At 44.4% G+C, this 26,811-nt stretch carries 31 protein-coding genes, 10 tRNA genes and 3 rRNA genes; 42 read left to right on the forward strand and 2 right to left on the reverse strand.

Annotated features, from left to right (window positions below; all coding sequences use genetic code 11):
- Positions 1–27: 27 nt before the first annotated feature.
- From DER53_RS05365 to DER53_RS05485, 25 genes are all read left to right on the forward strand, one after another.
- Positions 28–213, forward strand: coding sequence for a type Z 30S ribosomal protein S14 (locus tag DER53_RS05365; protein ID WP_003247599.1), 186 nt, complete (start codon positions 28–30; stop codon positions 211–213).
- Between the two features lie 32 nt (positions 214–245).
- A complete protein-coding gene (rpsH, locus tag DER53_RS05370) occupies positions 246–644 on the forward strand; it encodes a 30S ribosomal protein S8 (RefSeq protein WP_012748893.1) in 399 nt (132 codons plus the stop codon).
- 31 nt (positions 645–675) lie between these two features.
- Complete coding sequence (gene rplF / locus DER53_RS05375) at positions 676–1,212, forward strand: 50S ribosomal protein L6 (protein WP_012748894.1); 537 nt, start codon at positions 676–678, stop codon at positions 1,210–1,212.
- 32 nt (positions 1,213–1,244) lie between these two features.
- Positions 1,245–1,607: a 50S ribosomal protein L18 gene (rplR, locus tag DER53_RS05380; protein WP_012748895.1), complete on the forward strand. Its 363-nt coding sequence runs from the start codon at positions 1,245–1,247 to the stop codon at positions 1,605–1,607.
- A gap of 19 nt (positions 1,608–1,626) precedes the next feature.
- Positions 1,627–2,127 carry a 30S ribosomal protein S5 gene (gene rpsE, locus DER53_RS05385; RefSeq protein WP_062756059.1) on the forward strand — a complete coding sequence of 167 codons (501 nt, stop codon included), beginning with the start codon at positions 1,627–1,629 and terminating at the stop codon, positions 2,125–2,127.
- Positions 2,128–2,140: 13 nt separating this feature from the next.
- Positions 2,141–2,329, forward strand: a complete 189-nt coding sequence (gene rpmD / locus DER53_RS05390; RefSeq protein ID WP_012748897.1) for a 50S ribosomal protein L30 — start codon at positions 2,141–2,143, stop codon at positions 2,327–2,329.
- Positions 2,330–2,352: 23 nt separating this feature from the next.
- Complete coding sequence (rplO, locus tag DER53_RS05395; RefSeq protein ID WP_012748898.1) at positions 2,353–2,793, forward strand: 50S ribosomal protein L15; 441 nt, start codon at positions 2,353–2,355, stop codon at positions 2,791–2,793.
- On the forward strand, positions 2,793–4,085 hold the full coding sequence (gene secY, locus DER53_RS05400; protein ID WP_062756057.1) for a preprotein translocase subunit SecY: 1,293 nt from the start codon (positions 2,793–2,795) through the stop codon (positions 4,083–4,085). Before rplO ends, secY begins: the two co-directional genes overlap by 1 nt.
- 47 nt (positions 4,086–4,132) lie before the next feature.
- Positions 4,133–4,783 carry an adenylate kinase gene (locus DER53_RS05405; RefSeq protein ID WP_012748900.1) on the forward strand — a complete coding sequence of 217 codons (651 nt, stop codon included), beginning with the start codon at positions 4,133–4,135 and terminating at the stop codon, positions 4,781–4,783.
- Positions 4,783–5,529, forward strand: a complete 747-nt coding sequence (gene map, locus DER53_RS05410; protein ID WP_012748901.1) for a type I methionyl aminopeptidase — start codon at positions 4,783–4,785, stop codon at positions 5,527–5,529. Before DER53_RS05405 ends, map begins: the two co-directional genes overlap by 1 nt.
- A 104-nt stretch (positions 5,530–5,633) precedes the next feature.
- A complete protein-coding gene (infA, locus tag DER53_RS05415) occupies positions 5,634–5,852 on the forward strand; it encodes a translation initiation factor IF-1 (RefSeq protein ID WP_003247618.1) in 219 nt (72 codons plus the stop codon).
- 32 nt (positions 5,853–5,884) lie between these two features.
- The gene (gene rpmJ, locus DER53_RS05420; protein WP_003247619.1) at positions 5,885–5,998 is read left to right on the forward strand and encodes a 50S ribosomal protein L36; all 114 of its coding nucleotides are present in this window, start codon (positions 5,885–5,887) and stop codon (positions 5,996–5,998) included.
- A gap of 20 nt (positions 5,999–6,018) precedes the next feature.
- Positions 6,019–6,384 carry a 30S ribosomal protein S13 gene (gene rpsM / locus DER53_RS05425; RefSeq protein ID WP_012748902.1) on the forward strand — a complete coding sequence of 122 codons (366 nt, stop codon included), beginning with the start codon at positions 6,019–6,021 and terminating at the stop codon, positions 6,382–6,384.
- Positions 6,385–6,409: 25 nt separating this feature from the next.
- Complete coding sequence (gene rpsK / locus DER53_RS05430) at positions 6,410–6,799, forward strand: 30S ribosomal protein S11 (protein ID WP_003247621.1); 390 nt, start codon at positions 6,410–6,412, stop codon at positions 6,797–6,799.
- Between the two features lie 174 nt (positions 6,800–6,973).
- Positions 6,974–7,918, forward strand: a complete 945-nt coding sequence (locus DER53_RS05435; protein WP_012748903.1) for a DNA-directed RNA polymerase subunit alpha — start codon at positions 6,974–6,976, stop codon at positions 7,916–7,918.
- Positions 7,919–8,055: 137 nt separating this feature from the next.
- Complete coding sequence (gene rplQ / locus DER53_RS05440) at positions 8,056–8,418, forward strand: 50S ribosomal protein L17 (RefSeq protein WP_012748904.1); 363 nt, start codon at positions 8,056–8,058, stop codon at positions 8,416–8,418.
- A 121-nt stretch (positions 8,419–8,539) separates the two neighbouring features.
- Complete coding sequence (locus DER53_RS05445) at positions 8,540–9,379, forward strand: energy-coupling factor ABC transporter ATP-binding protein (protein ID WP_062756055.1); 840 nt, start codon at positions 8,540–8,542, stop codon at positions 9,377–9,379.
- On the forward strand, positions 9,355–10,230 hold the full coding sequence (locus DER53_RS05450; RefSeq protein ID WP_062756053.1) for an energy-coupling factor ABC transporter ATP-binding protein: 876 nt from the start codon (positions 9,355–9,357) through the stop codon (positions 10,228–10,230). Before DER53_RS05445 ends, DER53_RS05450 begins: the two co-directional genes overlap by 25 nt.
- Complete coding sequence (locus tag DER53_RS05455; RefSeq protein ID WP_012748907.1) at positions 10,220–11,017, forward strand: energy-coupling factor transporter transmembrane component T family protein; 798 nt, start codon at positions 10,220–10,222, stop codon at positions 11,015–11,017. The genes DER53_RS05450 and DER53_RS05455 overlap by 11 nt, the downstream gene beginning before the upstream one ends.
- Positions 11,018–11,030: 13 nt before the next feature.
- Complete coding sequence (gene truA / locus DER53_RS05460; protein WP_012748908.1) at positions 11,031–11,777, forward strand: tRNA pseudouridine(38-40) synthase TruA; 747 nt, start codon at positions 11,031–11,033, stop codon at positions 11,775–11,777.
- 145 nt (positions 11,778–11,922) lie between these two features.
- Positions 11,923–12,360 carry a 50S ribosomal protein L13 gene (gene rplM / locus DER53_RS05465; RefSeq protein ID WP_012748909.1) on the forward strand — a complete coding sequence of 146 codons (438 nt, stop codon included), beginning with the start codon at positions 11,923–11,925 and terminating at the stop codon, positions 12,358–12,360.
- Between the two features lie 22 nt (positions 12,361–12,382).
- Positions 12,383–12,775, forward strand: a complete 393-nt coding sequence (gene rpsI, locus DER53_RS05470) for a 30S ribosomal protein S9 (RefSeq protein WP_062756051.1) — start codon at positions 12,383–12,385, stop codon at positions 12,773–12,775.
- Between the two features lie 124 nt (positions 12,776–12,899).
- Positions 12,900–13,340 carry a YbaK family protein gene (locus DER53_RS05475; protein ID WP_062756049.1) on the forward strand — a complete coding sequence of 147 codons (441 nt, stop codon included), beginning with the start codon at positions 12,900–12,902 and terminating at the stop codon, positions 13,338–13,340.
- A 64-nt stretch (positions 13,341–13,404) separates the two neighbouring features.
- Positions 13,405–14,112 carry an N-acetylmuramoyl-L-alanine amidase CwlD gene (cwlD, locus tag DER53_RS05480; protein ID WP_062756047.1) on the forward strand — a complete coding sequence of 236 codons (708 nt, stop codon included), beginning with the start codon at positions 13,405–13,407 and terminating at the stop codon, positions 14,110–14,112.
- 98 nt (positions 14,113–14,210) lie between these two features.
- Positions 14,211–15,227, forward strand: a complete 1,017-nt coding sequence (locus DER53_RS05485) for an Mrp/NBP35 family ATP-binding protein (protein WP_012748913.1) — start codon at positions 14,211–14,213, stop codon at positions 15,225–15,227.
- Positions 15,228–15,266: 39 nt separating this feature from the next.
- Here the strand turns inward: DER53_RS05485 and gerD are convergent, their stop codons facing one another.
- Positions 15,267–15,896, reverse strand: coding sequence for a spore germination lipoprotein GerD (gene gerD, locus DER53_RS05490; protein WP_062756081.1), 630 nt, complete (start codon positions 15,894–15,896; stop codon positions 15,267–15,269).
- Positions 15,897–16,052: 156 nt separating this feature from the next.
- Between gerD and DER53_RS05495 the strand changes: the two genes are divergently transcribed.
- The gene (locus DER53_RS05495) at positions 16,053–16,658 is read left to right on the forward strand and encodes a KinB-signaling pathway activation protein (RefSeq protein WP_012748915.1); all 606 of its coding nucleotides are present in this window, start codon (positions 16,053–16,055) and stop codon (positions 16,656–16,658) included.
- A gap of 96 nt (positions 16,659–16,754) precedes the next feature.
- On the opposite strand, the gene pdaB is transcribed toward DER53_RS05495, so the two are convergent.
- The gene (gene pdaB, locus DER53_RS05500; RefSeq protein WP_062678624.1) at positions 16,755–17,516 is read right to left on the reverse strand and encodes a polysaccharide deacetylase family sporulation protein PdaB; all 762 of its coding nucleotides are present in this window, start codon (positions 17,514–17,516) and stop codon (positions 16,755–16,757) included.
- A gap of 358 nt (positions 17,517–17,874) precedes the next feature.
- Between pdaB and DER53_RS05505 the strand changes: the two genes are divergently transcribed.
- The 16 genes from DER53_RS05505 (at position 17,875) to rsiW (ending at position 26,780) form a co-directional block, all read left to right on the forward strand.
- A 16S ribosomal RNA gene (locus DER53_RS05505) occupies positions 17,875–19,430 on the forward strand.
- 164 nt (positions 19,431–19,594) lie between these two features.
- A 23S ribosomal RNA gene (locus DER53_RS05510) occupies positions 19,595–22,529 on the forward strand.
- A 284-nt stretch (positions 22,530–22,813) separates the two neighbouring features.
- Positions 22,814–22,930, forward strand: a 5S ribosomal RNA gene (gene rrf / locus DER53_RS05515).
- Together the 16S, 23S and 5S rRNA genes with 10 tRNA genes alongside form the textbook arrangement of a ribosomal RNA operon.
- A 152-nt stretch (positions 22,931–23,082) precedes the next feature.
- Positions 23,083–23,157 (forward strand) — tRNA-Asn (locus tag DER53_RS05520).
- Position 23,158: 1 nt separating this feature from the next.
- Positions 23,159–23,231: transfer RNA gene (locus DER53_RS05525), tRNA-Thr, on the forward strand.
- An 18-nt stretch (positions 23,232–23,249) separates the two neighbouring features.
- Positions 23,250–23,321 (forward strand) — tRNA-Glu (locus DER53_RS05530).
- A gap of 12 nt (positions 23,322–23,333) precedes the next feature.
- Positions 23,334–23,409: transfer RNA gene (locus tag DER53_RS05535), tRNA-Val, on the forward strand.
- Between the two features lie 157 nt (positions 23,410–23,566).
- A tRNA-Thr gene (locus tag DER53_RS05540) sits at positions 23,567–23,639 on the forward strand.
- 9 nt (positions 23,640–23,648) lie between these two features.
- Positions 23,649–23,733 (forward strand) — tRNA-Tyr (locus DER53_RS05545).
- Between the two features lie 92 nt (positions 23,734–23,825).
- Positions 23,826–23,900: transfer RNA gene (locus DER53_RS05550), tRNA-Gln, on the forward strand.
- Between the two features lie 218 nt (positions 23,901–24,118).
- Positions 24,119–24,191, forward strand: a tRNA-Lys gene (locus DER53_RS05555).
- Positions 24,192–24,198: 7 nt separating this feature from the next.
- Positions 24,199–24,270: transfer RNA gene (locus DER53_RS05560), tRNA-Gly, on the forward strand.
- A gap of 20 nt (positions 24,271–24,290) precedes the next feature.
- Positions 24,291–24,363: transfer RNA gene (locus DER53_RS05565), tRNA-Ala, on the forward strand.
- Positions 24,364–24,529: 166 nt separating this feature from the next.
- Positions 24,530–25,432: an arginase gene (gene rocF / locus DER53_RS05570; protein WP_062678981.1), complete on the forward strand. Its 903-nt coding sequence runs from the start codon at positions 24,530–24,532 to the stop codon at positions 25,430–25,432.
- Positions 25,433–25,591: 159 nt separating this feature from the next.
- The gene (gene sigW, locus DER53_RS05575) at positions 25,592–26,155 is read left to right on the forward strand and encodes an RNA polymerase sigma factor SigW (RefSeq protein ID WP_041269551.1); all 564 of its coding nucleotides are present in this window, start codon (positions 25,592–25,594) and stop codon (positions 26,153–26,155) included.
- A 13-nt stretch (positions 26,156–26,168) separates the two neighbouring features.
- Positions 26,169–26,780 (forward strand): anti-sigma-W factor RsiW, encoded by a 612-nt coding sequence (gene rsiW, locus DER53_RS05580; protein WP_062678980.1) that lies wholly within the window; start codon positions 26,169–26,171, stop codon positions 26,778–26,780.
- Positions 26,781–26,811 lie beyond the last annotated feature (31 nt).

Below are 26,811 nucleotides of genomic sequence, written 5' to 3' on the forward strand. Positions count from 1 at the left end.
CATCTGTAAAATAAGGGAGGCGAAATCGTGGCTAAAAAATCAATGATCGCGAAACAAAAACGTACGCCAAAGTTTAAAGTAAGAGCGTACACCCGTTGCGAACGCTGCGGTCGTCCGCATTCGGTTTATCGCAAATTTAAACTTTGCCGTATTTGTTTCCGTGAATTAGCATACAAAGGTCAACTTCCAGGCATTAAAAAAGCAAGCTGGTAATAAACCCATGAATTGGGAAGGAGGTAAAACATATGGTGATGACAGATCCAATTGCAGATATGCTCACTCGCATTCGTAATGCGAATATGGTACGTCACGAGAAGCTCGAAGTGCCTGCTTCGAAAATGAAACGTGAAATCGCGGAAATTTTAAAACGCGAAGGATTTATTCGTGATGTTGAATACATTGAAGATAATAAGCAAGGCATTCTTCGTATTTTCTTAAAATACGGCCCAAATAACGAACGTGTAATTACCGGTTTGAAACGCATCAGCAAACCTGGTTTGCGCGTTTATGTTAAAGCCCATGAAGTGCCTCGCGTATTGAACGGTTTAGGGATTGCGATCCTTTCTACATCTCAAGGCATTTTAACAGATAAAGAAGCACGTCAAAAAGGAACTGGCGGCGAAGTAATCGCATACGTATGGTAATTCATTTTGCTAAGAATGGAGGTGTTTATGCATGTCACGTGTTGGTAAAAAGCCAATTGAAATTCCGTCTGGTGTAACAGTAACGGTTAACGGCAATACCGTTACAGTGAAAGGACCAAAAGGCGAATTGACTCGCACTTTTCATCCAGATATGACAATTAAAGTAGAAGATAATGTAATCACTGTTACTCGTCCGAGCGACGAAAAACGCCATCGTGCTCTTCATGGTACGACTCGCAGTTTGCTTGCAAACATGGTTGAAGGTGTATCAAAAGGTTACGAAAAAACGCTTGAATTAGTCGGTGTCGGTTATCGTGCGGCGAAACAAGGTAAAAAACTTGTACTGAACGTCGGTTTTTCTCATCCAGTAGAAATTGAACCGGAAGAAGGATTAGAAATTGAAGTTCCTTCACAAACAAAAATCGTTGTAAAAGGTGCAGACAAACAACGTGTCGGCGAACTTGCAGCGAATATTCGCGCTGTGCGTCCACCTGAACCATATAAAGGCAAAGGTATTCGCTACGAAGGCGAAGTCGTACGTCTTAAAGAAGGTAAAACTGGCAAATAATGCAGCTTAGCGAAATGAAAGGAGTGACATAAATGATCACAAAAGTTGACCGTAACGCAGTTCGTAAAAAAAGACATGCGCGCGTTCGCAAAAAAATATTTGGAACTGCTGAACGTCCACGCTTAAATGTGTTCCGTTCTAATAAACACATTTATGCGCAAATTATTGATGATATGAAAGCAGTAACGATTGTCAGCGCTTCTACATTAGATAAAGAATTTGACTTAGAATCGACTGGAAATATCGAAGCAGCAAAAAAAGTTGGCGAATTAGTCGCAAAACGTGCGTTAGAAAAAGGAATTAAAAAGGTCGTTTTCGACCGCGGCGGATATTTATATCATGGACGTGTAAAAGCACTTGCTGATGCTGCTCGCGAAGCTGGCTTAGAATTCTAATTATAAAGGAGGGACAATGATGCGTCGTATCGATCCAAATAAACTTGAACTTGAAGAGCGCGTAGTAGCGGTGAACCGTGTTGCAAAGGTAGTAAAAGGTGGACGTCGTTTACGCTTTTCCGCATTAGTGGTGGTCGGCGATAAAAACGGTCATGTCGGTTTTGGTACAGGAAAAGCACAAGAAGTTCCTGATGCGATCCGCAAAGCGATTGAAGATGCGAAGAAAAATTTAATTGAAATACCGATTGTTGGAACAACGATTCCTCACGAAGTGATCGGTCATTTTGGAGCAGGGAAAATCATTTTGAAACCTGCATCCGAAGGTACAGGGGTTATCGCTGGTGGTCCTGCTCGTGCTGTACTAGAGTTAGCGGGTATTAGCGACATTTTATCTAAATCTATCGGTTCGAATACGCCAATTAACATGGTGCGCGCTACTGTTGACGGGTTAAAACAATTAAAACGTGCAGAAGATGTAGCGAGATTGCGCGGTAAAACAGTTGAGGAACTGTTAGGATAAGGAGGGAAATACAATGGCAAAAAAATTGGAGATTACCCTCACTCGCAGCGTCATCGGTCGTCCAGAAGATCAACGGATCACAGTGAAAACGTTAGGTTTACGCAAAATGCACCAAACCGTCGTTCATAATGATAATCCTGCGATTCGCGGGATGATTAACAAAGTCGCTCACCTTGTCAAAGTAAAAGAAATTGAAGAATAATGATCATAAGGAGGTGCTTCGCGATGAAACTTCATGAATTACAACCAGCACCAGGTTCCCGCAAAGAACGCACTCGCGTGGGCCGTGGTATCGGTTCTGGTAAAGGTAAAACGTCTGGTAGAGGTCAAAAAGGTCAAAATGCACGCTCTGGCGGTGGGGTACGCCTCGGTTTTGAAGGTGGTCAAACTCCTTTATTCCGTCGTCTTCCAAAACGCGGTTTTACCAACATTAATCGCAAAGAATATGCGATCGTCAACCTTGATAAGTTAAATCGCTTTGAAGACGGTACAGAAGTAACGCCTGAATTGCTGCTTGAAACTGGCGTAATCAGCAAATTAAAATCAGGTGTGAAAATTTTAGGAAAAGGCCAAATCGAGAAAAAGTTAACGGTAAAAGCTCATAAATTCTCTGCTTCTGCGAAAGAAGCGATTGAAGCTGCTGGCGGTAAAACTGAGGTGATTTAATGTTTCGGACAATCTCCAACTTTATGCGCGTCGGTGATATAAGAAAAAAAATTATTTTTACTCTTCTCATGCTCGTTGTGTTCCGAATTGGGACGTTTATTCCTGTGCCGAATGTGAATGCGGATGTATTAAAAGTGCAAGACCAAATGAACGCTTTCGGTGTTCTGAACATATTCGGCGGCGGGGCATTACAAAACTTTTCCATTTTTGCGATGGGCGTCATGCCGTATATTACAGCATCCATCATCGTGCAGCTTTTGCAGATGGATGTTGTTCCTAAATTTACGGAGTGGTCAAAGCAAGGTGAGGTTGGACGACGTAAATTAGCTCAGTTTACCCGCTATTTTACGGTCGTTTTAGGTTTTATTCAGGCGCTCGGAATGTCATACGGTTTTAATAACTTGGCTTCAGGAGCGCTCATTAAAAATCCTGGAATACCAACATACCTGTTAATTGCAACGGTGTTAACAGCCGGAACTGCATTTCTAATGTGGCTTGGAGAACAAATTACTGCTAAAGGTGTTGGAAACGGCATTTCGATCATTATTTTTGCCGGGATTGTCTCCGGTATCCCTGCCGTGTTAAACCAAATTTATGCTCAACAATTTGAAAACGTCGGCGAAGATTTGTTCTTACGAATTGTTAAGCTTCTGCTTGTTGCGTTAGCGGTAGTTGTTGTTATCGTTGGCGCTATTTACATTCAACAAGCATTCCGGAAAATTCCGATTCAATATGCAAAACGACTGGAAGGACGCAGCCCAGTTGGCGGGCATTCTACTCACTTGCCGCTGAAAGTAAATCCAGCGGGAGTGATTCCAGTTATTTTTGCTGTGTCGTTTCTTGTTGCTCCACCAACAATTGCATCGTTTTTTGGTTCGAATGATGTAACATTGTGGATTCGGAAAACATTCGATTATACACATCCAGTTGGCATGGTTATTTATGTTCTATTAATTATTGCGTTTACGTATTTCTATGCATTTGTCCAAGTCAATCCGGAACAGATGGCGGACAACCTGAAAAAACAAGGTGGTTACATCCCAGGAATACGTCCAGGAAAGAATACACAGGAATATGTAACGAAAATTCTTTACCGGCTTACTTTCGTCGGTTCGCTATTTTTAGCGGCTATTGCAATTCTTCCTGTTTTCTTTGTGGAATTTGCTAAATTGCCGCCTTCCGCTCAAATCGGTGGAACAAGTTTGCTCATTGTTGTCGGTGTTGCGCTTGAGACAATGAAACAACTTGAAAGTCAGCTTGTAAAACGTCACTATCGTGGTTTTATTAAATAAAGAGGTCAGGGGTACCCTAACCTCTATAGAGCTGAGGGGGAGCGAGGATGAATTTAGTACTAATGGGATTGCCGGGCGCTGGGAAAGGTACTCAAGCGGAGAAAATCGTTGAAACATATGGGATTCCGCATATTTCGACTGGCGACATGTTTCGTGCTGCCATTAAAGAAGGGACGCCATTAGGACTGCAAGCGAAAGAGTATATGGACCGCGGCGATCTAGTTCCTGATGAAGTGACGATTGGGATCGTTCGCGAGCGTTTAAGCAAAGATGACTGCCAAAAAGGGTTTTTGCTAGATGGGTTTCCGCGGACCGTTGCTCAAGCGGAAGCATTAGAAAACATTCTAGCGGAATTAAATCGTTCGATCGACTATGTCATCCATATTCAAGTCGACAAAGATATTTTAATGGAGCGGTTAACTGGAAGAAGAATTTGTAAAAACTGTGGTGCAACGTACCACCTCGTGTTTAACCCACCAGCAAAGTCTGGTGTTTGTGACAAATGTGGCGGTGAACTGTACCAACGTGCAGATGACAATGAGGAAACGGTGGCAAACCGTCTCGAAGTCAATATAAAACAAACGCAGCCATTGCTTGAGTTTTATGAAAAGAAAGGGTATTTACGCCACATTAACGGACAACAGGACATTGAAAAAGTATTTGCGGACATTCGTGAACTTCTTGGGGGATTACAATAATGATTATTTGCAAAACTCCGCGTGAAATTGAAATCATGCGTGAGGCAGGAAAAATTGTTGCTTTGACTCGCCAGGAGTTAGAAAAACATATTCGTCCTGGAATTACGACAAAAGAGTTGGATGCGATTGCTGAAGCAGTTATACGGAAACATGGGGCAATTCCTTCGTTTAAAGGATACAACGGATTCCCTGGCAGCATTTGCGCTTCGGTAAATGAAGAACTCGTTCACGGTATTCCTGGTGACCGGGTGTTAAAAGAAGGCGATATTATTAGCATTGATGTCGGGGCCCAATATAATGGTTATCATGCCGACTCTGCATGGACGTATCCTGTTGGGGAAATTGCGGAAGAAACGAAAAAACTTCTTGAAGTAACGGAAAAATCCTTATATATAGGATTAGAAGAAGCAAAACCAGGTGCCCGTTTGTCCAATATTTCCCATGCTATACAAACGTACGTCGAATCCCATCATTTTTCGATTGTTCGCGAGTATGTTGGGCACGGAATTGGTCAAAACTTACATGAAGACCCACAAATACCGCATTATGGTCCGCCAAATAAAGGGCCACGTTTGAAACCAGGAATGACGCTATGTATTGAACCGATGGTAAATGCGGGAAGCCGTTATGTTAAAACACTTGCCGATAACTGGACGGTCGTTACAGTAGATGGAAAGATGTGTGCTCATTTTGAGCATACGATTGCCATTACAGAAAATGGCTATGAAATTTTAACAACTCTCTAATATAATCATGATGGAGACTGGTCGTGTAGCAATTCATAGATATAGTATGCGTTCGGTTTTTTCCTAACACTATGTTACTCATTCGAAGGAGGGAGAGCCGTTCGATGGCTAAAGACGATGTAATTGAAGTGGAAGGCACCGTTGTCGAAACATTGCCCAATGCCATGTTCCGTGTGGAATTAGAAAACGGTCATACGGTATTGGCACACGTTTCTGGCAAAATTCGCATGCACTTCATTCGAATTTTACCAGGAGATAAAGTTACGGTAGAATTATCTCCGTATGATTTGACTCGCGGTCGGATCACGTACCGCTATAAATAAAGGACTCCGCATCAATAAGGAGGTTAAAGGACATGAAAGTAAGACCATCTGTAAAACCTATTTGCGAAAAATGCAAAGTTATTCGTAGACGTGGCAAAGTTATGGTAATTTGCGAAAATCCAAAACATAAACAAAGACAAGGGTAATCTTTAAGGAGGTGTATAGTATGGCACGTATTGCAGGTGTAGATATTCCTCGTGACAAACGTGTAGTCATTTCGTTAACATATATCTACGGAATCGGTAAATCTACTGCTAAAAAAATCTTAGCGGAGGCTGGCGTTTCCGAAGATACACGCGTTCGTGATTTGACAGAAGAAGAACTAGGAAGAATTCGTGAAATCGTTGGTCGTTTGAAAGTAGAAGGAGATCTTCGTCGCGAAGTATCGCTAAATATCAAACGTTTAATCGAAATCGGATGCTATCGCGGTATTCGTCATCGTCGCGGCTTGCCAGTTCGCGGTCAAAATACGAAAAACAATGCTCGTACACGTAAAGGTCCACGCCGTACAGTAGCAAACAAGAAAAAATAATTAAGCAAAGGAGGTAATTCCACGAATGGCACGTAAAACAAATACACGCAAACGCCGTGTAAGAAAAAATATTGAGACTGGTATTGCGCATATCCGTTCAACATTTAACAATACGATCGTAACAATTACTGACGTTCACGGTAACACGATTGCTTGGTCAAGTGCTGGAGCATTAGGTTTTAAAGGCTCTCGTAAATCGACGCCGTTTGCGGCACAAATGGCAGCAGAAGCAGCTGCAAAAGCCTCCATGGAACATGGAATGAAAACAGTAGAAGTAAATGTAAAAGGCCCTGGTGCTGGTCGTGAGGCAGCGATTCGTGCATTACAAGCAGCTGGATTAGAAATTACAGCAATTAAAGACGTAACTCCTATACCGCACAATGGATGCCGTCCGCCAAAACGTCGCCGTGTGTAATACCCCTGTATAGAATTTGTATCCTTGTCAATAATGGGATATGATAAGTATTAAATTACAGGGAAGTTTTGCTCAGCCATTCGCACATTTGGGAACTTATTCATGGGGGAATTTCGATTAGGCGTTTATCGTTTGGTCGGGGTTTCGACGTTTTGAAGGAGGGTATAATAACTAATGATCGAAATTGAAAAACCGAGAATCGAAACGGTTGAAATCAGCGAAGATGCCAAATATGGCAAATTCGTTGTCGAACCGCTTGAGCGTGGATATGGTACAACTTTGGGTAACTCCTTACGTCGTATCCTATTGTCTTCACTCCCTGGTGCTGCTGTGACATCGGTTCAAATAGATGGTGTGCTGCATGAGTTCTCAACGATTGATGGCGTCGTAGAAGATGTGACAGCAATTATTTTAAATATAAAAAAATTAGCGTTGAAAATTTATTCTGACGAAGAAAAAACGTTGGAAATTGATGCACAGGGCGAAGGAGTTGTCACAGCTGCTGATATTACTCACGACAGCGATGTAGAAATTTTAAACCCGGACCTTCATATTGCTACGTTAGCAGAAGGCGGGCGCTTACGCATGAGAATGACAGCAAAACGAGGGCGTGGGTATGTTCCAGCTGAGGCCAATAAACGCGAGGATCAGCCAATAGGCGTTATCCCTATCGATTCGATTTATACACCGGTTTCACGCGTTTCTTATCAAGTAGAAAATACGCGTGTCGGTCAAGTGACAGACTATGATAAGTTAACGATAGATGTGTGGACAGATGGGAGCATTGGACCAAAAGAAGCGATTGCTCTCGGCGCAAAAATTTTGACCGAGCACTTAAATATTTTCGTTAGCCTAACAGACGAAGCACAAAATGCCGAAATCATGGTAGAAAAAGAGGAAGATCAAAAAGAAAAAGTGCTCGAAATGACAATTGAAGAACTTGATCTTTCTGTTCGTTCCTACAACTGTTTAAAACGTGCTGGTATTAACACCGTTCAAGAGCTTACGCAAAAAACGGAAGAAGATATGATGAAAGTGCGCAATCTCGGTCGCAAATCTCTCGAAGAAGTAAAAGCAAAGCTTGCTGAACTCGGTCTCAGTTTGCGTAAAGATGACTAGTTAACGTTTGTTTAACTAGTATTTTCATGTTACTAGATACATGAACGCTTACGTTTCTAAAAATAGACGTGATCGTATAAAGTATCATTTCTGAAATGAGATTTGTAGTGAAAATGCTAAAAAGGAGGGGACACTTCATGTCATACAGAAAATTAGGACGTACAAGCGCTCAACGCAAAGCATTGCTTCGTGATTTAGCAACAGATTTAATCATTAATGAGCGTATTGAAACAACAGAGGCGCGCGCAAAAGAATTGCGTTCTGTTGTTGAAAAAATGATTACGCTTGGTAAACGCGGTGATTTGCATGCACGCCGTCAAGCTGCTGCATTTATCCGTAAAGAAGTAGCAAATAGCGAAACAGGCCAAGATGCACTTCAAAAGCTATTTAGCGACATTGCACCGCGTTACCAAGATCGCCAAGGCGGTTACACTCGTATTATGAAACTTGGTCCTCGTCGTGGTGATGGGGCACCAATGGTGATTATCGAGTTAGTATAAAACGATTCGGTTGGCTAACAAGGGCGAGACAGTTTGTTTTGAACTGGATCTATGCCCTTTTTTTATTTACCCTTTTTTAGTAGAGTAGAGATGAGAATGTCAGAGACAAGGGGAAGAAATGATGGAAGAAACCATTGTATCAGTAGAAAAACTATACTTTCGATATCCGAATCAATCAGATTATGCGGTACAAAACGTTACCTTTCAAGTGAAACGCGGGGAATGGCTAGCGATTGTCGGTCATAACGGTTCAGGAAAATCAACGATCGCTAAATTGCTTATCGGGTTGTTAAGACCGGAAAGCGGTGTGATTAAACTATTTCACACTGTACTCGATGAACAGACGGTTTGGGAGATTCGTCGCCGTGTTGGCATGGTATTTCAAAATCCCGATAACCAGTTTGTTGGAACAACGGTAGAAGATGATGTCGCTTTTGCTCTTGAAAATAATGGAATTCCTCGCGATGAAATGGTCAAAAGAGTGCATGAAGCTATACAGCTAGTTCGTATGGAAGAGTTTTTGCATCATGAACCGCATCACCTTTCTGGTGGTCAAAAACAACGTGTTGCGATTGCAGGCATCCTTGCATTGCGGCCAGATCTCATCATTTTAGATGAGGCAACATCGATGCTAGATCCGAAAGGAAGGCAGGAAGTATTAGACACGGTCCGTGATTTAAACAAAAAGCAACGTATCACTGTATTGTCCATTACCCATGATTTAGAGGAAGTCGCTAAGGCTGATCGCGTTATTGTTATGAATAGGGGAGAAATCATGGCAGAAGGAACGCCGAAACAAATTTTTGCGCTTGGGACAAAACTAGAACGAATTGGTTTAGATTTGCCGTTTGCGGTAAAAGTAAGAGACCGGCTGAAACAGTGCGGAATCCCGCTATCTTCAAGCTACTTTACGATAGAGGAGTTGGTAGAAGAATTATGGACATTATATTCCAAAAGGTAGAGCATGTATATAATGCCAACTCACCGTTTGCCCGCCGAGCGTTGTACGATGTAGACATCATGATTGAAAGCGGCTCTTATGTGGCGGTTATCGGCCATACTGGTTCAGGAAAATCAACGCTGCTTCAGCATCTAAACGGTTTGCTTCAGCCGACAAGCGGAACAGTGATGATAGGAAATCAAACGATTACGAATAAAAAACGACAAACGGACTTAAAACCGCTCCGAAAAAAAGTTGGCATTGTCTTTCAATTTCCGGAACATCAACTGTTTGAGGAAACGGTGGAGAAAGATATATGTTTCGGACCAATGAATTTCGGCGTTCCTGAGGAGGAAGCAAAAAAGAAAGCAAAGGAGCTTATTAAGTTAGTCGGGCTTTCAGAAGACGTACTAACCAAATCACCATTCGATTTAAGCGGCGGGCAAATGCGCCGTGTTGCGATTGCCGGAGTGCTTGCGATGGAACCTGATGTGATTGTGTTAGACGAACCAACTGCTGGCTTAGATCCACGCGGCCGCAAAGAAATTATGGAAATGTTTTATCGCCTTCATCGTGAAAAACAGCTGACGACTGTGTTAGTTACTCATAGTATGGAAGATGCTGCCGCATACGCAGATTATATGATTGTCATGCATAAAGGAACAGTGTGGAAAACGGGGACACCACAGCAAATTTTTCAAGATAGCGATTCTTTGGCGGAAATTGGGCTCAATGTGCCGGAGACAGTGCGGCTAAAAAAAGAATTGGAGAAAAAGTTAGGGATCACCGTGCCGTCTCCGTGTTTGACGATCGAGCAGACCGTAGACGCCATTCAAAAATTATTTTCCAAGGTGAACGCCCATGATGAATAGCATGATTATCGGCAAATATGTACCAGGCGATTCCGTGATTCACCGCATGGATCCGCGCGCGAAACTGCTAATCATCTTTATATACGTATTCATTGTTTTTCTAGCGAATAATAGTGCTACTTATGCTGTTTTAACGATATTTACGTTTAGTCTTTTAGCATTATCACGCATTCCGTTATCGTTTGTGATTAAAGGTTTAAAACCGATTATATGGGTTATCGTCTTTACTTTTTTGCTGCATGTCTTTATGACAAAAGAAGGAGATGTGCTGTACCAAATTGGTTCCTTTTCGATTTACGAAGGCGGCGTCAAGCAAGGAATTTTTATTTCGCTGCGTTTTCTGCTGCTCATTATTATTACTACTTTATTAACCTTAACAACCACCCCGATCGAAGTGACTGACGGAGTGGAAAGCCTACTGGCGCCGTTGAAGAAAATGCGCGTCCCTGTCCATGAACTGGCGCTAATGATGTCTATTTCGCTTCGCTTTATCCCGACGTTAATGGAAGAGACGGAGAAAATTATAAAAGCACAAACCGCACGCGGTGTCGACTTTACAGGGGGGCCGTTTTCTGAAAGAATCAAGGCAATCGTCTCCTTGCTTGTTCCATTGTTTATCAGTTCGTTTAAACGTGCCGAAGAATTGGCGACCGCGATGGAGGCACGCGGTTACCGCGGCGGCGAGGGAAGGACGAAATTTCGCCTGCTTGTATGGAAATGGACAGATACAGCTTTTTTAGCGGCAGTGTTATTATTAGCAGTTGTTTTGTTTATACTACGCTCATAACAGGGTGAGAAAAATGAGTAAACGGATCAAATGCACGCTTTCCTATGACGGTACACATTTTTTCGGTTACCAAATTCAGCCTGGCAAACGAACGGTGCAAGGCGAGTTAGAACGAGTGCTCGAACAAATGCATAAAGGGAAAGCGATTCGTGTTACTGCTTCAGGAAGGACAGATGCGGGTGTTCATGCATACGGGCAAGTAATTCATTTCGATACGTTCTTATCGCTTTCTCCAGATCAATGGAAAAAAGCATTAAATGCCCAGTTACCGGATGATATAGTGATTAAAGATGTACAAGAAGCAGATCCTTCTTTTCATGCGCGTTTTAGTGCCAAAGCAAAAGAATATCGATATAAAGTACGAATTGCCCAAGAACGTGACGTATTTTTACGTAATTATTGCTATCATTACCCTTATCCACTTGATATGGAAGCGATGAGACATGCATTGCGACTTATAGAGGGCACGCATGACTTTACTAGCTTTTGTTCAGCAAAGACGGATGTTGATGATCGTGTGCGCACGATTTATAAAGCAGATATGGCGATGCATGATGATTTATTGGAATTTTGCTTTATTGGCAACGGGTTTTTATATAATATGGTGCGGATTATCGTTGGAACGATTTTGGAAGTTGGGCAAGGAAAACGGAGTATAGATAGTATCTCACACGCTTTTGAGGCAAAAGATCGCCAGTTTGCTGGCAAAACGGCTCCACCGCAAGGATTATATTTATGGAAAGTATATTATGACAACTAGTCCTGGTGTAACATTTTCTTGACATTGATATGCTAAAGAGATATTATATCATATGGTATGTATTTTTCCACGATTAGCCCCGGAAAGTAATCGTGTTGAGATAAATAGATGATGTTCGTTGATTTTTTATTTAGGAGGGAAAAGTATGCGTACAACTTATATGGCGAAGCCGAATGAAGTAGAACGTAAATGGTACGTTGTCGACGCTGCTGGTAAAACGTTAGGACGCCTTGCAAGTGAAGTAGCAGCCATTTTGCGTGGCAAACATAAACCAACATTCACACCACATGTGGATTGTGGTGATCATGTCATCATTATCAACGCTGAGAAAATTGAACTAACTGGAAAGAAATTAACAAAGAAACTATACTATCGTCATAGCTTGCATCCAGGTGGATTAAAAGTAAGAACGGCGTTAGAAATGCGTACAAATTATCCAGAGCAAATGCTTGAAAGAGCTATACGCGGAATGCTTCCAAAAGGTCGCTTAGGTCGTCAAATGTTTAAAAAATTGCACGTATATCGTGGAAGCGAACACCCACATCAAGCACAAAAACCAGAAGTTTATGAACTTCGCGGATAATCAATAGAAGGAGGGCATTATTTTGGCACAAGTACAATATTATGGCACAGGTCGTCGTAAAACCTCTGTCGCACGTGTGCGCCTCGTTCCAGGCGACGGACGCATTGTGATTAACGATCGTGACATTCGTGACTATATTCCATCGGAAGCGTTGATCGAGGTTGTGAAACAACCGTTAGTATTAACAGAAACGTTAGGAAATTACGATGTGTTAGTAAACGTAAAAGGCGGCGGATTCTCTGGCCAAGCAGGCGCGATTCGCCATGGAATCGCTCGTGCGTTATTGCAAGTAGATCCAGATTACCGTCCAGTATTAAAACGCGCAGGTTTATTAACACGCGATGCTCGTGTGAAAGAACGCAAAAAATACGGTCTTAAAGGTGCTCGTCGCGCTCCACAATTCTCAAAACGTTAATGGTATTTTTCCAAAAATCCCAGCCGATATCGGCTGGGATTTTTTTCTTTTATCCCTCTTTTTTTATTCACGCATGTTTAGGATGAATCGTTAAAAACTACATCCTAAAGGGGTGTGAAAGAACATGAATGTGATCACTTCATTTAAAGAAAAGAAACAGGAAAAACAAATGTTATATGAACGAAAAATGTTGCGTGAGTTGTCTTTCGAAAAGCTGAAAACAAAGGCGATCAAGCATTTTAGTCCTTTTTATCCAATGTACCGCGCATTCCCATCCGTCATTGAAGAAGGATGTATCGATATCGCTATTGAAGCGTATTTACTTGGTGCGAACTACAGTCGATTCGGTTACTATGGAGAACCAGCAGAAAGTGTAAGACGACGGTGCGCGCAAGAAGAAAAATATTTCATTGATACATTATTTGATTTTCTTTGCTTTTGGGGAAACATTGATGATGGTTTAGCCAATGAGTCGCTTTATTATGCCTGTGAACATTACGTTGTTTATTGGTGGACGGAAGGATTTGAAAGAGGAAAAAAACGTCGACATCTGAAACTTCACTAAAAAGTTCTATTTTTGCCTCTTGTCCCATATAAGATAGAGAAGGGGAAACGCAGGAGGAGAAACAATGAAAGTAAAATGGTTGGGTGCTCTCATTAGTTCCATTATTGTTATTGTTCTTTTCCAATATATCTTTGCGAATACGACTTCAACTAAATCGTGGAACCTCCCTCTCTCTGGAAGGATTATCATTTTAGATCCTGGTCATGGCGGGCCGGACGGAGGAGCTGTCGGCGGTGATGTGGTAGAAGAAGAAGTGACGCTGAAAGTGGCGGAGAAATTGCGAGACTACTTGCAGCAGCAAGGTGCGCTCGTGTTGATGACAAGGGAAACGGACAGCGACCTTGCCGATAAAGACACACGTGGCTATAGCCGTCGAAAGGCGGAAGATTTACGAAAACGTGTTGCGTTGATTAATAAATCGGAGGCAGATTTATTTATTAGTATCCATCTTAATGCCATTCCCTCTCCGCGTTGGCGTGGGGCGCAAACGTTTTATTACGGCTCGCTGATCGAAAATGAACGGATCGCTAAGTTTATCCAAGCGGAATTGCGGCGCAATCTTGAAAATACAAATCGTACTGCCAAAATAATCGATACCGTTTATTTGTTGAAATATGCGAAAAAACCAGGTGCGCTTGTCGAAGTGGGGTTTTTATCTAATCCAGAGGAACGGGAACTTTTAGCTTCTGATCGTTATCAAACGAAGCTAGCGGCATCGATATATAAAGGGGTACTGCGATATTTTTCGAATGAAAAAAATCCTCCTGAATAGGGAGGATTCCTTTTTTTTACATGATAGATACGCAATAGTTATATATGTTATAGTAAAGGTATGAAAGGGAATACATACATAAGGATTGGTGATGGCCGATGCTCACAGAAAATGATGTAAGAGGATTGTTAGAAAATATAAAAGACCCATTTTTAAACAAGACGTTTAAAGAAACAAATGCGATTCAAGAAATTAAAATCAAGGAAGATAAAAAGCACGTCAGCGTCAAAATCGCATTAGCAAAAACAGGGACAGCCGAGCAGCTTCGCATCCAAACAACGATTGTTCAGCTACTAAAAGATGCTGGCGCTGCTTCGGTCGGTTTGCGGTTTGCGCAGCTCCCTGAAGAAGTAGTAGCAAAATATCAAGGGGAAACATCGAAAACGACATACATTGCGATTGCTAGCGGAAAAGGCGGCGTTGGAAAATCGACCGTTTCCGTGAACCTTGCTGTTTCTCTCGCTCGTCTTGGGAAAAAAGTAGGGCTGATTGATGCCGATATTTATGGGTTTAGTGTTCCGGATATGATGGGCATTGTCGAACGACCAACCGTGCGCGGCGATAAAATTATTCCGGTTGAACGATTCGGCGTAAAAGTTATTTCCATGGCCTTTTTCGTCGAAGATAACGCTCCTGTTATTTGGCGCGGTCCAATGTTAGGAAAAATGTTAAACAACTTTTTCAAAGAAGTCGAATGGGGCGACTTAGATTATTTATTATTAGATTTGCCTCCGGGAACGGGGGACGTTGCGTTAGATGTACATACCATGTTGCCTTCGTGTAAAGAAATCATTGTTACTACCCCGCATCCGACAGCGGCGTTTGTCGCGGCGCGCGCAGGTGCAATGGCGCTTCGCACGGAACACGAAATCATCGGTGTGATTGAAAATATGTCCTATTTTGAAAGCCGCAAAACAGGCGAAAGAGAATATGTATTCGGCAAAGGCGGCGGCGAAAAGCTTGCGAAAGAGTTGCAAACGGAACTTTTAGGGCAGCTGCCACTCCAACAACCAGATTGGAACGATGAGGATTTCGCTCCATCTGTTTATGCGGAAGATCATCCTATTGGGAAAATATATATGGACATTGCGCGAAAAATTATTGAAAAGTGTTAAAGAAAAAAGGAGCATATCTCGCTCGGAGATAGCTCCTTTTTAACTTCCTCCTTGCCCTTGCTGATCGTCGCCGCTTTCCTCTCCTTCTCCTCCCTCTTGATTTTCATTTTGTTTTTTTGTTTCCTGCTGAATGTTTTCAGCGGATTTTATTAATATGTCTTGAATTTTTGCCTGGAATAATGGACTATTCAGCGTTTCTGTTATGACTTGTTGAAGGTGCTTGCGAAATTCTTTACTTTTTAGCACGTCCATCATCGCTTTTTCCATTTCTGGATTTTTTAAAATATCTATCATCATCCCTTGATATTCAGGGTCTTTCATTAACGCTTTGATCGTTTTTTCTTGCCCTGTTTTTAAACTTTTTGCAAAGCTTTCTGCAAACTTTGGATCTTGCAGTGCTTTTTCCCAAAATTTTATTCCTTTTTCCGACGTTAACACTTGTTCGAGTGTTTCTTTGACAACGGTTTGCTCCATTACTAATTGTTGTTTCACTTTTTCATCCGTCATAATTTCCTGAATAGCCTTTTTCCCCTCATCTGTTTTTAAAATATCAACGACCATTTTTTTCGTTTGATCGTAATCCGGGGGAGGTGGGCTAATTTCTTGAGGAGCACAAGAGCTAAGGATAAGGAAATAACTAAATAATAGGAGCAATGCGCTTTTTTTCATGTGTAAATAAGCTCCTTTCTGCAAAAATCCCTTACCCTTAATATGAATTTCTGTCAAAAAAATATGCATTCACCTTATTCTAAGCTGGCTTTTTTCCAAAGTGGTTGATAAAATTTTAAACGAATCAGTTTGAAAAAAATAATGGAGGATGAAGTTGTGAACAGCCGTAAATGGGTGCGTTTATTTTTAACAACATTAGCTATTGGAGGAATAACAACAGCGATTATAGGGATTATACTTAACTGGAGTGAATACGAGAAACTGTTTTTACGATCGGACGTATTGGAAATTATTGCGGTGTTAGTGTGGCACATTGGTGTTGGCTTTATTTTTAGTGTCATTAGTCAAATGGGGTTTTTCGCCTATTTAACCATTCATCGCTTTGGACTTGGGATCTTTCGTTCTGACTCTCTTTGGAACTCAGTACAAGTTGTGCTAATTTTGTTTGTGCTTTTCGATTTAGTATATTTCCGCTATCAAGTGTTTGCTGTGGAAGGGGAGTCTATTGTCAGTTACATACTAGTCGCTTTATTTATTTTGATTGTCGGGCTTATTGTTGCTTATATAAAAAGTGCACAAACGAATAAAGGGGCATTCGTACCAGCATTATTTTTTATGGTTGTCGTAACGGTTATTGAGTGGTTTCCAGCATTGCGTATTAACAATGAAGATTGGCTTTATTTAATGTTATTTCCATTATTAGTTTGTAACGCTTATCAGCTTCTTATACTGCATAAACTAACAGGTGTTCCAAAGTCATAAAGGGGAGGAGGATACCTCCCTTTCTTTTGCGCGTGCTTATGTTTACAGGATAACTAACCACGAAAGTCCGCGACTTTAGTCACGCGGAAATTCAGTTTAGTTTATTTCTTTACTATTTACATCGCCATTAGCGATCAGTTGTGAAACGCTAACATTACGGTAACCGTTTTCCTTCATTGCTTCAATAATTTTTGGAAGTGCTTTTGCTGTTTGGTTAGCAGAATCTGATGCGTGAAGTAAAATAATATCTCCGGCTTCCATGTCGTTTACGACATTTTCAACAATTGTCTTTACTCCAGGGTTAAGCCAATCTTTTGAGTCAATACTCCAATGAACGACGGTATAACCTAGCGAATCAGCGATCTTTAATACATTCTTATTAAAGTTGCCGCCCGGAGGCCGCAATAATGTAATTTCTTTAATTCCAAGCGTGTCAAATACTTTTTTTGCCTGCATAAGATCTTGACGTATTTTCGGGCTTTCTAACTCTGTGTAGTTAACAAAGTTATATCCCATGCTTCCGATTTCATGACCGTCTTCTTTAATTCGTTTCACAATATTCGGATGACGTTCCGCCCAAGAGGCAGATAAAAAAAATGTTGCATTTTTTATGTCATTTTGTTTTAATACATCGAGGATGTGTAAGGCGTTTTGATCCCCCCAGCTGATATCAAATGTTAGTGATACCTCATGTTTACTTTTTTCTATTTTATAGACCGCTTTTGGCCCAGTAGAGAGAGAAAGCGTGGGATTATTGATTCCTTGGGCATATAAAATAGTGGCTGTAAAAAATGCAGATAGAACGATAATAAGTGCCTTTTTTAAGGAACGTCCATTTAATGCATAGAAAAAACTCACTATTTTTCCCCCTTTATCCTAAAGTTGTTCTGTCACCATCTTATGCTTGTCACCCCGGGTGTTATGAAAAATATTTTCAAACCATGTTTTATTCTTGATCCCGATAAACATATTAATAAAAAATACATAAAAAAGTATTGACAATAAAAATTTGCTATGGTAAATTGTTTAACGTCGCTAAGTGATAGCGAAAATAATATTGACATCTTGTTAATGAATGTGTTAGCATAAAAAGGTCGCAAAGAGGAAAAAATGTTCTTTGAAAACTGAACAAAACGAAGCGTCCACATAGAAAAGCGAAGGCGAGCGACACCTTGCGGTGTCGGCGCTGAAGTTGAAAAGAAGCCAATCAACTTTCTTTTTGGAGAGTTTGATCCTGGCTCAGGACGAACGCTGGCGGCGTGCCTAATACATGCAAGTCGAGCGGACCGAACGGAAGCTTGCTTCTGTTCGGTTAGCGGCGGACGGGTGAGTAACACGTGGGTAACCTGCCCGTAAGACCGGGATAACTCCGGGAAACCGGGGCTAATACCGGATAACACCGAAGACCGCATGGTCTTTGGTTGAAAGGTGGCTTTTGCTACCACTTACGGATGGGCCCGCGGCGCATTAGCTAGTTGGTGAGGTAACGGCTCACCAAGGCGACGATGCGTAGCCGGCCTGAGAGGGTGACCGGCCACACTGGGACTGAGACACGGCCCAGACTCCTACGGGAGGCAGCAGTAGGGAATCTTCCGCAATGGACGAAAGTCTGACGGAGCGACGCCGCGTGAGCGAAGAAGGTCTTCGGATCGTAAAGCTCTGTTGTTAGGGAAGAAGAAGTACCGTTCGAATAGGGCGGTACGGTGACGGTACCTAACGAGAAAGCCCCGGCTAACTACGTGCCAGCAGCCGCGGTAATACGTAGGGGGCGAGCGTTGTCCGGAATTATTGGGCGTAAAGCGCGCGCAGGCGGTCCCTTAAGTCTGATGTGAAAGCCCACGGCTCAACCGTGGAGGGTCATTGGAAACTGGGGGACTTGAGTGCAGAAGAGGAGAGCGGAATTCCACGTGTAGCGGTGAAATGCGTAGAGATGTGGAGGAACACCAGTGGCGAAGGCGGCTCTCTGGTCTGTAACTGACGCTGAGGCGCGAAAGCGTGGGGAGCAAACAGGATTAGATACCCTGGTAGTCCACGCCGTAAACGATGAGTGCTAAGTGTTAGAGGGGTTTTCCCTTTAGTGCTGTAGCTAACGCGTTAAGCACTCCGCCTGGGGAGTACGGCCGCAAGGCTGAAACTCAAAGGAATTGACGGGGGCCCGCACAAGCGGTGGAGCATGTGGTTTAATTCGAAGCAACGCGAAGAACCTTACCAGGTCTTGACATCCCCTGACAACCCTGGAGACAGGGCGTTCCCCCTTCGGGGGGACAGGGTGACAGGTGGTGCATGGTTGTCGTCAGCTCGTGTCGTGAGATGTTGGGTTAAGTCCCGCAACGAGCGCAACCCTCGCCCCTAGTTGCCAGCATTCAGTTGGGCACTCTAGGGGGACTGCCGGTGACAAACCGGAGGAAGGTGGGGATGACGTCAAATCATCATGCCCCTTATGACCTGGGCTACACACGTGCTACAATGGGCGGTACAAAGGGCTGCGAACCCGCGAGGGGGAGCGAATCCCAAAAAGCCGCTCTCAGTTCGGATTGCAGGCTGCAACTCGCCTGCATGAAGCCGGAATCGCTAGTAATCGCGGATCAGCATGCCGCGGTGAATACGTTCCCGGGCCTTGTACACACCGCCCGTCACACCACGAGAGCTTGCAACACCCGAAGTCGGTGAGGTAACCCGTAAGGGAGCCAGCCGCCGAAGGTGGGGCAAGTGATTGGGGTGAAGTCGTAACAAGGTAGCCGTACCGGAAGGTGCGGCTGGATCACCTCCTTTCTAAGGACTGTATGTGTGTGAAATAAGGTGGGCGCTTCGGGTTTGTTCAGTTTTGAGGGAACATGCTATATGTTCTTTTAAATAAATGTTGTTCCTTGAAAACTAGATAACCGATTGGAAGAAGCCGAGAAGCGAAGGCGGCAAGCATGAAGCTGTTTTCGCATGGTTAAGTTAGAAAGGGCGCACGGTGGATGCCTTGGCACTAGGAGCCGATGAAGGACGGGGCAAACGCCGAAACGCTTCGGGGAGCTGTAAGCAAGCGTTGATCCGGAGATGTCCGAATGGGGAAACCCACTGCCCGTAATGGGGTAGTATCCATACCTGAATCCATAGGGTATGGAGGGCACACCCGGGGAACTGAAACATCTAAGTACCCGGAGGAGAAGAAAGCAACCGCGATTCCCTGAGTAGCGGCGAGCGAAACGGGAACAGCCCAAACCAAGAGGCTTGCCTCTTGGGGTTGTAGGACCACTCACATGGGAGTTACAAAGGAACGGGGTAGACGAAGCGGTCTGGAAAGGCCCGCCAGAGAAGGTGACAGCCCTGTAGTCGAAACTTCGTTCCCTCCCGAGTGGATCCTGAGTACGGCGGGACACGGGGAATCCCGTCGGAAGCAGGGAGGACCATCTCCCAAGGCTAAATACTCCCTAGTGACCGATAGTGAACCAGTACCGTGAGGGAAAGGTGAAAAGCACCCCGGAAGGGGAGTGAAAGAGAACCTGAAACCGTGTGCCTACAAGTAGTCAGAGCCCGTTTATGGGTGATGGCGTGCCTTTTGTAGAATGAACCGGCGAGTTACGATGACGTGCGAGGTTAAGTCGAAGAGACGGAGCCGCAGCGAAAGCGAGTCTGAATAGGGCGTTAAGTACGTCGTCGTAGACCCGAAACCAGGTGATCTACCCATGTCCAGGGTGAAGGTAGGGTAACACCTACTGGAGGCCCGAACCCACGTACGTTGAAAAGTGCGGGGATGAGGTGTGGGTAGGGGTGAAATGCCAATCGAACCTGGAGATAGCTGGTTCTCCCCGAAATAGCTTTAGGGCTAGCCTCAAGGGAAGAGTCTTGGAGGTAGAGCACTGATTGAGCTAGGGGCCCTCATCGGGTTACCGAACTCAGTCAAACTCCGAATGCCAACGACTTATCCTTGGGAGTCAGACTACGAGTGATAAGATCCGTGGTCGAGAGGGAAACAGCCCAGACCACCAGCTAAGGTCCCAAAGTGCACGTTAAGTGGAAAAGGATGTGGAGTTGCCCAGACAACCAGGATGTTGGCTTAGAAGCAGCCATCATTTAAAGAGTGCGTAATAGCTCACTGGTCGAGTGACTCTGCGCCGAAAATGTACCGGGGCTAAACGTGCCACCGAAGCTGTGGGATGACCGTTGGTCATCGGTAGGGGAGCGTTCTAAGCGCGCCGAAGCGGGACCGGAAGGACTCGTGGAGCGCTTAGAAGTGAGAATGCCGGTGTGAGTAGCGAAAACAGAGGTGAGAATCCTCTGCACCGAAAGCCTAAGGTTTCCTGAGGAAGGTTCGTCCGCTCAGGGTTAGTCGGGACCTAAGCCGAGGCCGAAAGGCGTAGGTGATGGGCAACAGGTTGAGATTCCTGTACCACCTCCTCACCGTTTGAGCAATGGGGGGACGCAGGAAGGTAGGGCGAGCAGGCTGCTGGAATAGCCTGTCCAAGCGGTTAGGCTGCCAGATAGGCAAATCCGTCTGGCGCAAAGGCTGAGCCGTGATGGCGAAGGGACCATCGGTCCCGAAGTCCCCGATCCTACACTGCCAAGAAAAGCCTCTAGCGAGGTGAGAGGTGCCCGTACCGCAAACCGACACAGGTAGGCGAGGAGAGAATCCTAAGGTGCGCGGGAGAACTCTCGTTAAGGAACTCGGCAAAATGACCCCGTAACTTCGGGAGAAGGGGTGCTCTCTTGGGTGATGAGCCCGAGAGAGCCGCAGTGAAAAGGCCCAAGCGACTGTTTACCAAAAACACAGGTCTCTGCGAAGCCGAAAGGCGAAGTATAGGGGCTGACACCTGCCCGGTGCTGGAAGGTTAAGGGGAGCGCTTAAGCCGCAAGGCTGAAGGTGCGAACCGAAGCCCCAGTAAACGGCGGCCGTAACTATAACGGTCCTAAGGTAGCGAAATTCCTTGTCGGGTAAGTTCCGACCCGCACGAAAGGTGTAACGACTTGGGCACTGTCTCAACGAGAGACCCGGTGAAATCATACTACCTGTGAAGATGCAGGTTACCCGCGACAGGACGGAAAGACCCCGTGGAGCTTTACTGCAGCCTGATATGGAATTTTGGTATCGCTTGTACAGGATAGGTGGGAGCCTGAGAAGCCGGAGCGCCAGCTTCGGTGGAGGCGCCGGTGGGATACCACCCTGGCGGTATTGAAATTCTAACCCGCACCCCTTATCGGGGTGGGAGACAGTGTCAGGTGGGCAGTTTGACTGGGGCGGTCGCCTCCCAAAAGGTAACGGAGGCGCCCAAAGGTTCCCTCAGAATGGTTGGAAATCATTCGTAGAGTGCAAAGGCACAAGGGAGCTTGACTGCGAGACGGACAGGTCGAGCAGGGACGAAAGTCGGGCTTAGTGATCCGGTGGTTCCGTATGGAAGGGCCATCGCTCAACGGATAAAAGCTACCCCGGGGATAACAGGCTGATCTCCCCCAAGAGTCCACATCGACGGGGAGGTTTGGCACCTCGATGTCGGCTCATCGCATCCTGGGGCTGTAGTCGGTCCCAAGGGTTGGGCTGTTCGCCCATTAAAGCGGTACGCGAGCTGGGTTCAGAACGTCGTGAGACAGTTCGGTCCCTATCCGTCGCGGGCGCAGGAAATTTGAGAGGAGCTGTCCTTAGTACGAGAGGACCGGGATGGACGCACCGCTGGTGTACCAGTTGTCCCGCCAGGGGCACCGCTGGGTAGCTATGTGCGGAAGGGATAAGCGCTGAAAGCATCTAAGCGTGAAGCCCCCCTCAAGATGAGATTTCCCATCGCGTCAAGCGAGTAAGATCCCTCGAAGATGACGAGGTCGATAGGTCCGAGGTGGAAGCGTGGCGACACGTGGAGCTGACGGATACTAATCGATCGAGGACTTAACCAAGCGGAAAAGCGGAGGTGCCGCGCTTAGCTCTCGAAGCCAAATGTTCTTCGCCCGTAGAGGTGCTTGCACCTCAAGGGAGAAGGTTATTTGGCGCAAGAGAGCTAGGCACCGGAGCTAGACAAAGTGAAAAGCGGAGGACGCTAGGAGCTAGACAACGGAAAAGCATAGGCCGCCTATGCAAAACGGCTTCTTCCAAACAGACGGTTATCTAGTTTTGAGGGAATGAAATTTCACTCTTGACAAGATTATTTATTTGGATATAATAATGTTTGGCTGACAACTTGCCTAGTGACAATAGCGGAGAGGAAACACCCGTTCCCATCCCGAACACGGAAGTTAAGCTCTCCAGCGCCGATGGTAGTTGGGGCCAGCGCCCCTGCAAGAGTAGGTCGTTGCTAGGCAAGTTGAATATTCCAAAGCAGCTCAGTGGGAAACATCGAGCATAAGCTTCTATGAATAAGCTACGAGTTGCCTCGACGCATCCAGCTTCTTTGAAAAAGCTTGTAGAGGAAGAGGCAACGAAAAAATTGAGTATAAACCAACAACCCGTTATTCCGCAGTAGCTCAGTGGTAGAGCAATCGGCTGTTAACCGATCGGTCGCAGGTTCGAATCCTGCCTGCGGAGCCATGCTTCCATAGCTCAGTTGGTAGAGCACTTCCATGGTAAGGAAGAGGTCACCGGTTCAAGCCCGGTTGGAAGCTTTCGTATTGTGATTTTTTGGCCCGTTGGTCAAGTGGTTAAGACACCGCCCTTTCACGGCGGTAACACGGGTTCGAATCCCGTACGGGTCACTTTCTTTTTGTGGAGGATTAGCTCAGCTGGGAGAGCACTTGCCTTACAAGCAAGGGGTCGGCGGTTCGATCCCGTCATCCTCCACCACGACATTTTTAATGCCCGCTTAGCTCAATTGGTAGAGACGAGCCTAAGCTTCCGTGAATTCCCTGCGAGTTGTTCCGACGCATATCACTTCGCTGAATAAGCGAGAAGAGGAAGGGACACAAAAAATTAAGTATATATGTCAATACTCCTTTCTTATGCCGGCTTAGCTCAATTGGTAGAGCAACTGACTTGTAATCAGTAGGTTGCGGGTTCAAGTCCTGCAGCCGGCATCATAATATGGAGGGGTAGCGAAGTGGCCAAACGCGGCGGACTGTAAATCCGCTCCCTTTGGGTTCGGCGGTTCGAATCCGTCCCCCTCCACCACCTTATACATAGAGTAATTAGCTGAAATGAAGTATAATTTTTATGTTATGTGAAATAATATTTTTCGGTAGCATTAGGTACTCCAATATTATTGGGCTATAGCCAAGCGGTAAGGCAACGGACTTTGACTCCGTGATGCGCTGGTTCGAATCCAGCTAGCCCAGCCATAATCTCATTAATTAGCTCAGCAGGGAAGCAATGAGCAAAACTTCTATGAGTTCGCTACGAATTGTCCCGACGCATCCTGCTTCTGTGAATTAGCTAGAAGAGGAAGGGACAACGAGCAGGAGAGTTGATTACCAGTTGCCTCGATGCATCCAACATCTTTGAATTGGCTAGCAGAGGAAGAGGCAACAAAAACATGGAGTGTTTTCATTTACTACACGAGCCATTAGCTCAGCAGGTAGAGCATCTGACTTTTAATCAGAGGGTCGGAGGTTCGAGTCCTCCATGGCTCATTGTCATGCGGAAGTAGTTCAGTGGTAGAACACCACCTTGCCAAGGTGGGGGTCGCGGGTTCGAGTCCCGTCTTCCGCTCTTTTACAACAAGATAGTTTGGGGCCTTAGCTCAGCTGGGAGAGCGCCTGCTTTGCACGCAGGAGGTCATCGGTTCGATCCCGATAGGCTCCATTAATATAACACCCCACTTCGTTTTTTCCGAAGTGGGATTTTTTGTTTATTGTGATTGCAGACTGTTCTTTTTTTATAAGAATAAATATTCAAAAAACTGTCGAGTTGAGTCAATATGATATTTTTGTCTACAATTGAAGTAGCACAATGGGAAGGAGAGGGAAACATGAAGACGGTATCGATTATTGGTGTACCGATGGATTTAGGGCAGACACGTCGTGGTGTAGATATGGGGCCGAGTGCCATGCGTTATGCAGGGGTAATCGAGAGGTTAGAACGTCTTCATTATGAAATTGAAGATCTAGGCGATATTCCAATTGGAAAAACAGAACATCCTGATGATGAAGGATCACAGCTCAACTTACGAAATTTGAAAGCGGTTGCAGAAGCGAATGAAAAATTAGCAAAAACAGTGGACGAAGTGATCAAAAGGGGGCGCTTCCCTCTCGTGTTGGGCGGTGATCATAGCATTGCCATTGGTACATTAGCTGGTATTGCGAAGCATTATAAGAATTTAGGAGTTATTTGGTATGACGCCCATGGTGATTTAAATACGCCAGAAACCTCTCCATCCGGAAACATTCATGGCATGCCGCTGGCTGTGAGTCTTGGTTTAGGACATCCATATTTGACGAATATCGGCGGTTATAGCCCAAAAGTGAAACCTGAAAACATTGTTCTTATTGGCATTCGCTCTCTGGACGAAGGGGAAAAGCAGTTAATCCGTGAAAAAGGGATTAAAGTATATACGATGCATGAAATAGATCGTCTCGGCATGACGACAGTAATGGAAGAAACGATTGCATATTTAAAAGAACGAACGGATGGAGTGCATTTATCACTTGATTTAGACGGACTTGATCCGAACGATGCACCGGGAGTGGGTACGCCAGTTATCGGTGGTCTTACTTATCGTGAAAGCCATTTGGCAATGGAAATGCTCGCAGAGGCAAAACTAATTACATCAGCGGAATTTGTAGAGGTGAATCCGATTTTAGATGAGCGCAATAAGACTGCTTCTGTTGCTGTAGGATTGATGGGGTCCCTTTTTGGAGAAAAGCTGGTGTAACGGTGTAAAAACAGCAGATTTTACAGAATCTGCTGTTTTTATTTTGCTTAGGAAAGATTAGGCGGATATGATAAAATAAATGGTGCATGTTTGCATGAAACTTTTTTTATTTGTGAACGTAATACACTGTAGCCGCAGTGAGCGGGGGTACGTATTATTATGGAGATATTTGTGAAAAAACGTATAAAAGCGGTCAAAAAAGGCGATCAAAATGCCTATGCTGATATTGTAGATCTTTATAAAGATAAAATATACCGTTTATGTTATCGTATGCTAGGAAATCGCCATGAGGCGGAAGATGCTGCGCAAGAAGCGTTTATCCGCGCTTATGTTAATATTCATACGTATAATCCAAATATGAGGTTTTCCTCGTGGCTTTACCGAATTGCCGCCAATTTGGCGATTGATAAGATTCGGAAGAAAAAACCGGATGCCTATTTAGACGAAGAGATAAGCGGTACTGATGGGCTTACGATGTATTCACAGCTTTCCTCTAGCGAAGCTTCTCCGGAAGAAACATTAGAAAGTTTGGAGCTACAGGAAACAGTACAGAAAGCAATTGAACAACTTCCAGAAAAATATCGTAGTGTTATTGTATTGAAGTATATAGAAGGGCTATCATTACAGGAGATTAGCGAAATTTTAGACTTGCCGCTCGGCACGGTAAAAACGAGACTTCACCGTGGCAGAGAAGCGTTGCGAAAGCATTTGGGTCATTTATGAGAGGGTGAAGAACATGAAATGTCCGCATAACATTGTAAACCTTATGCATGATTTTTTAGATGGTGATATTGGGCCGCATGATGAAAAAATATTAAGGGAGCATTTGCAGCAATGTTCAGCATGCGCTGATCATTTTAATGGACTAGAGAAAACAGTCGCGTTCATTCAGCATGCGTCCCATCTCACCCCTCCTTCGGATTTTACGGCCCGTGTGATGGCACAGCTACCGAAAGAAAGAAAGATGATTCGTGTTAGAAGGTGGCTGCAAACCCATCCGTTTATTACCGCTGCATCGTTATTTATGATGTTGACGATAGGCAGTCTATTTACCACATGGAACACACAGAAACAATTTTCTGTTTCCACACATGAAAATGTCATTATTCGCGGTCATACTGTCATTGTTCCGAAAGGAGAAGTCGTTCAAGGAGATATTGTCGTTCGCAACGGTTCTATAAAGATAGAAGGGAAAGTCGAGGGCAATGTCACCGTGATTCATGGAGAAAAATATTTAGCTTCTGCAGGACAAGTAACAGGAGAAATTGAAGAAATTAACCAAGTATTTGAGTGGATTTGGTATAATATTAAGGAACGAATCAAGGATGCGGTGGAAGCGTTCGAATAGAGAGCCATCTTTTTTGATGGCTTTTTTATAT

It is taken from the genome of Parageobacillus toebii NBRC 107807 (assembly GCF_003688615.2).
Classification (GTDB): domain Bacteria; phylum Bacillota; class Bacilli; order Bacillales; family Anoxybacillaceae; genus Parageobacillus_B; species Parageobacillus_B toebii.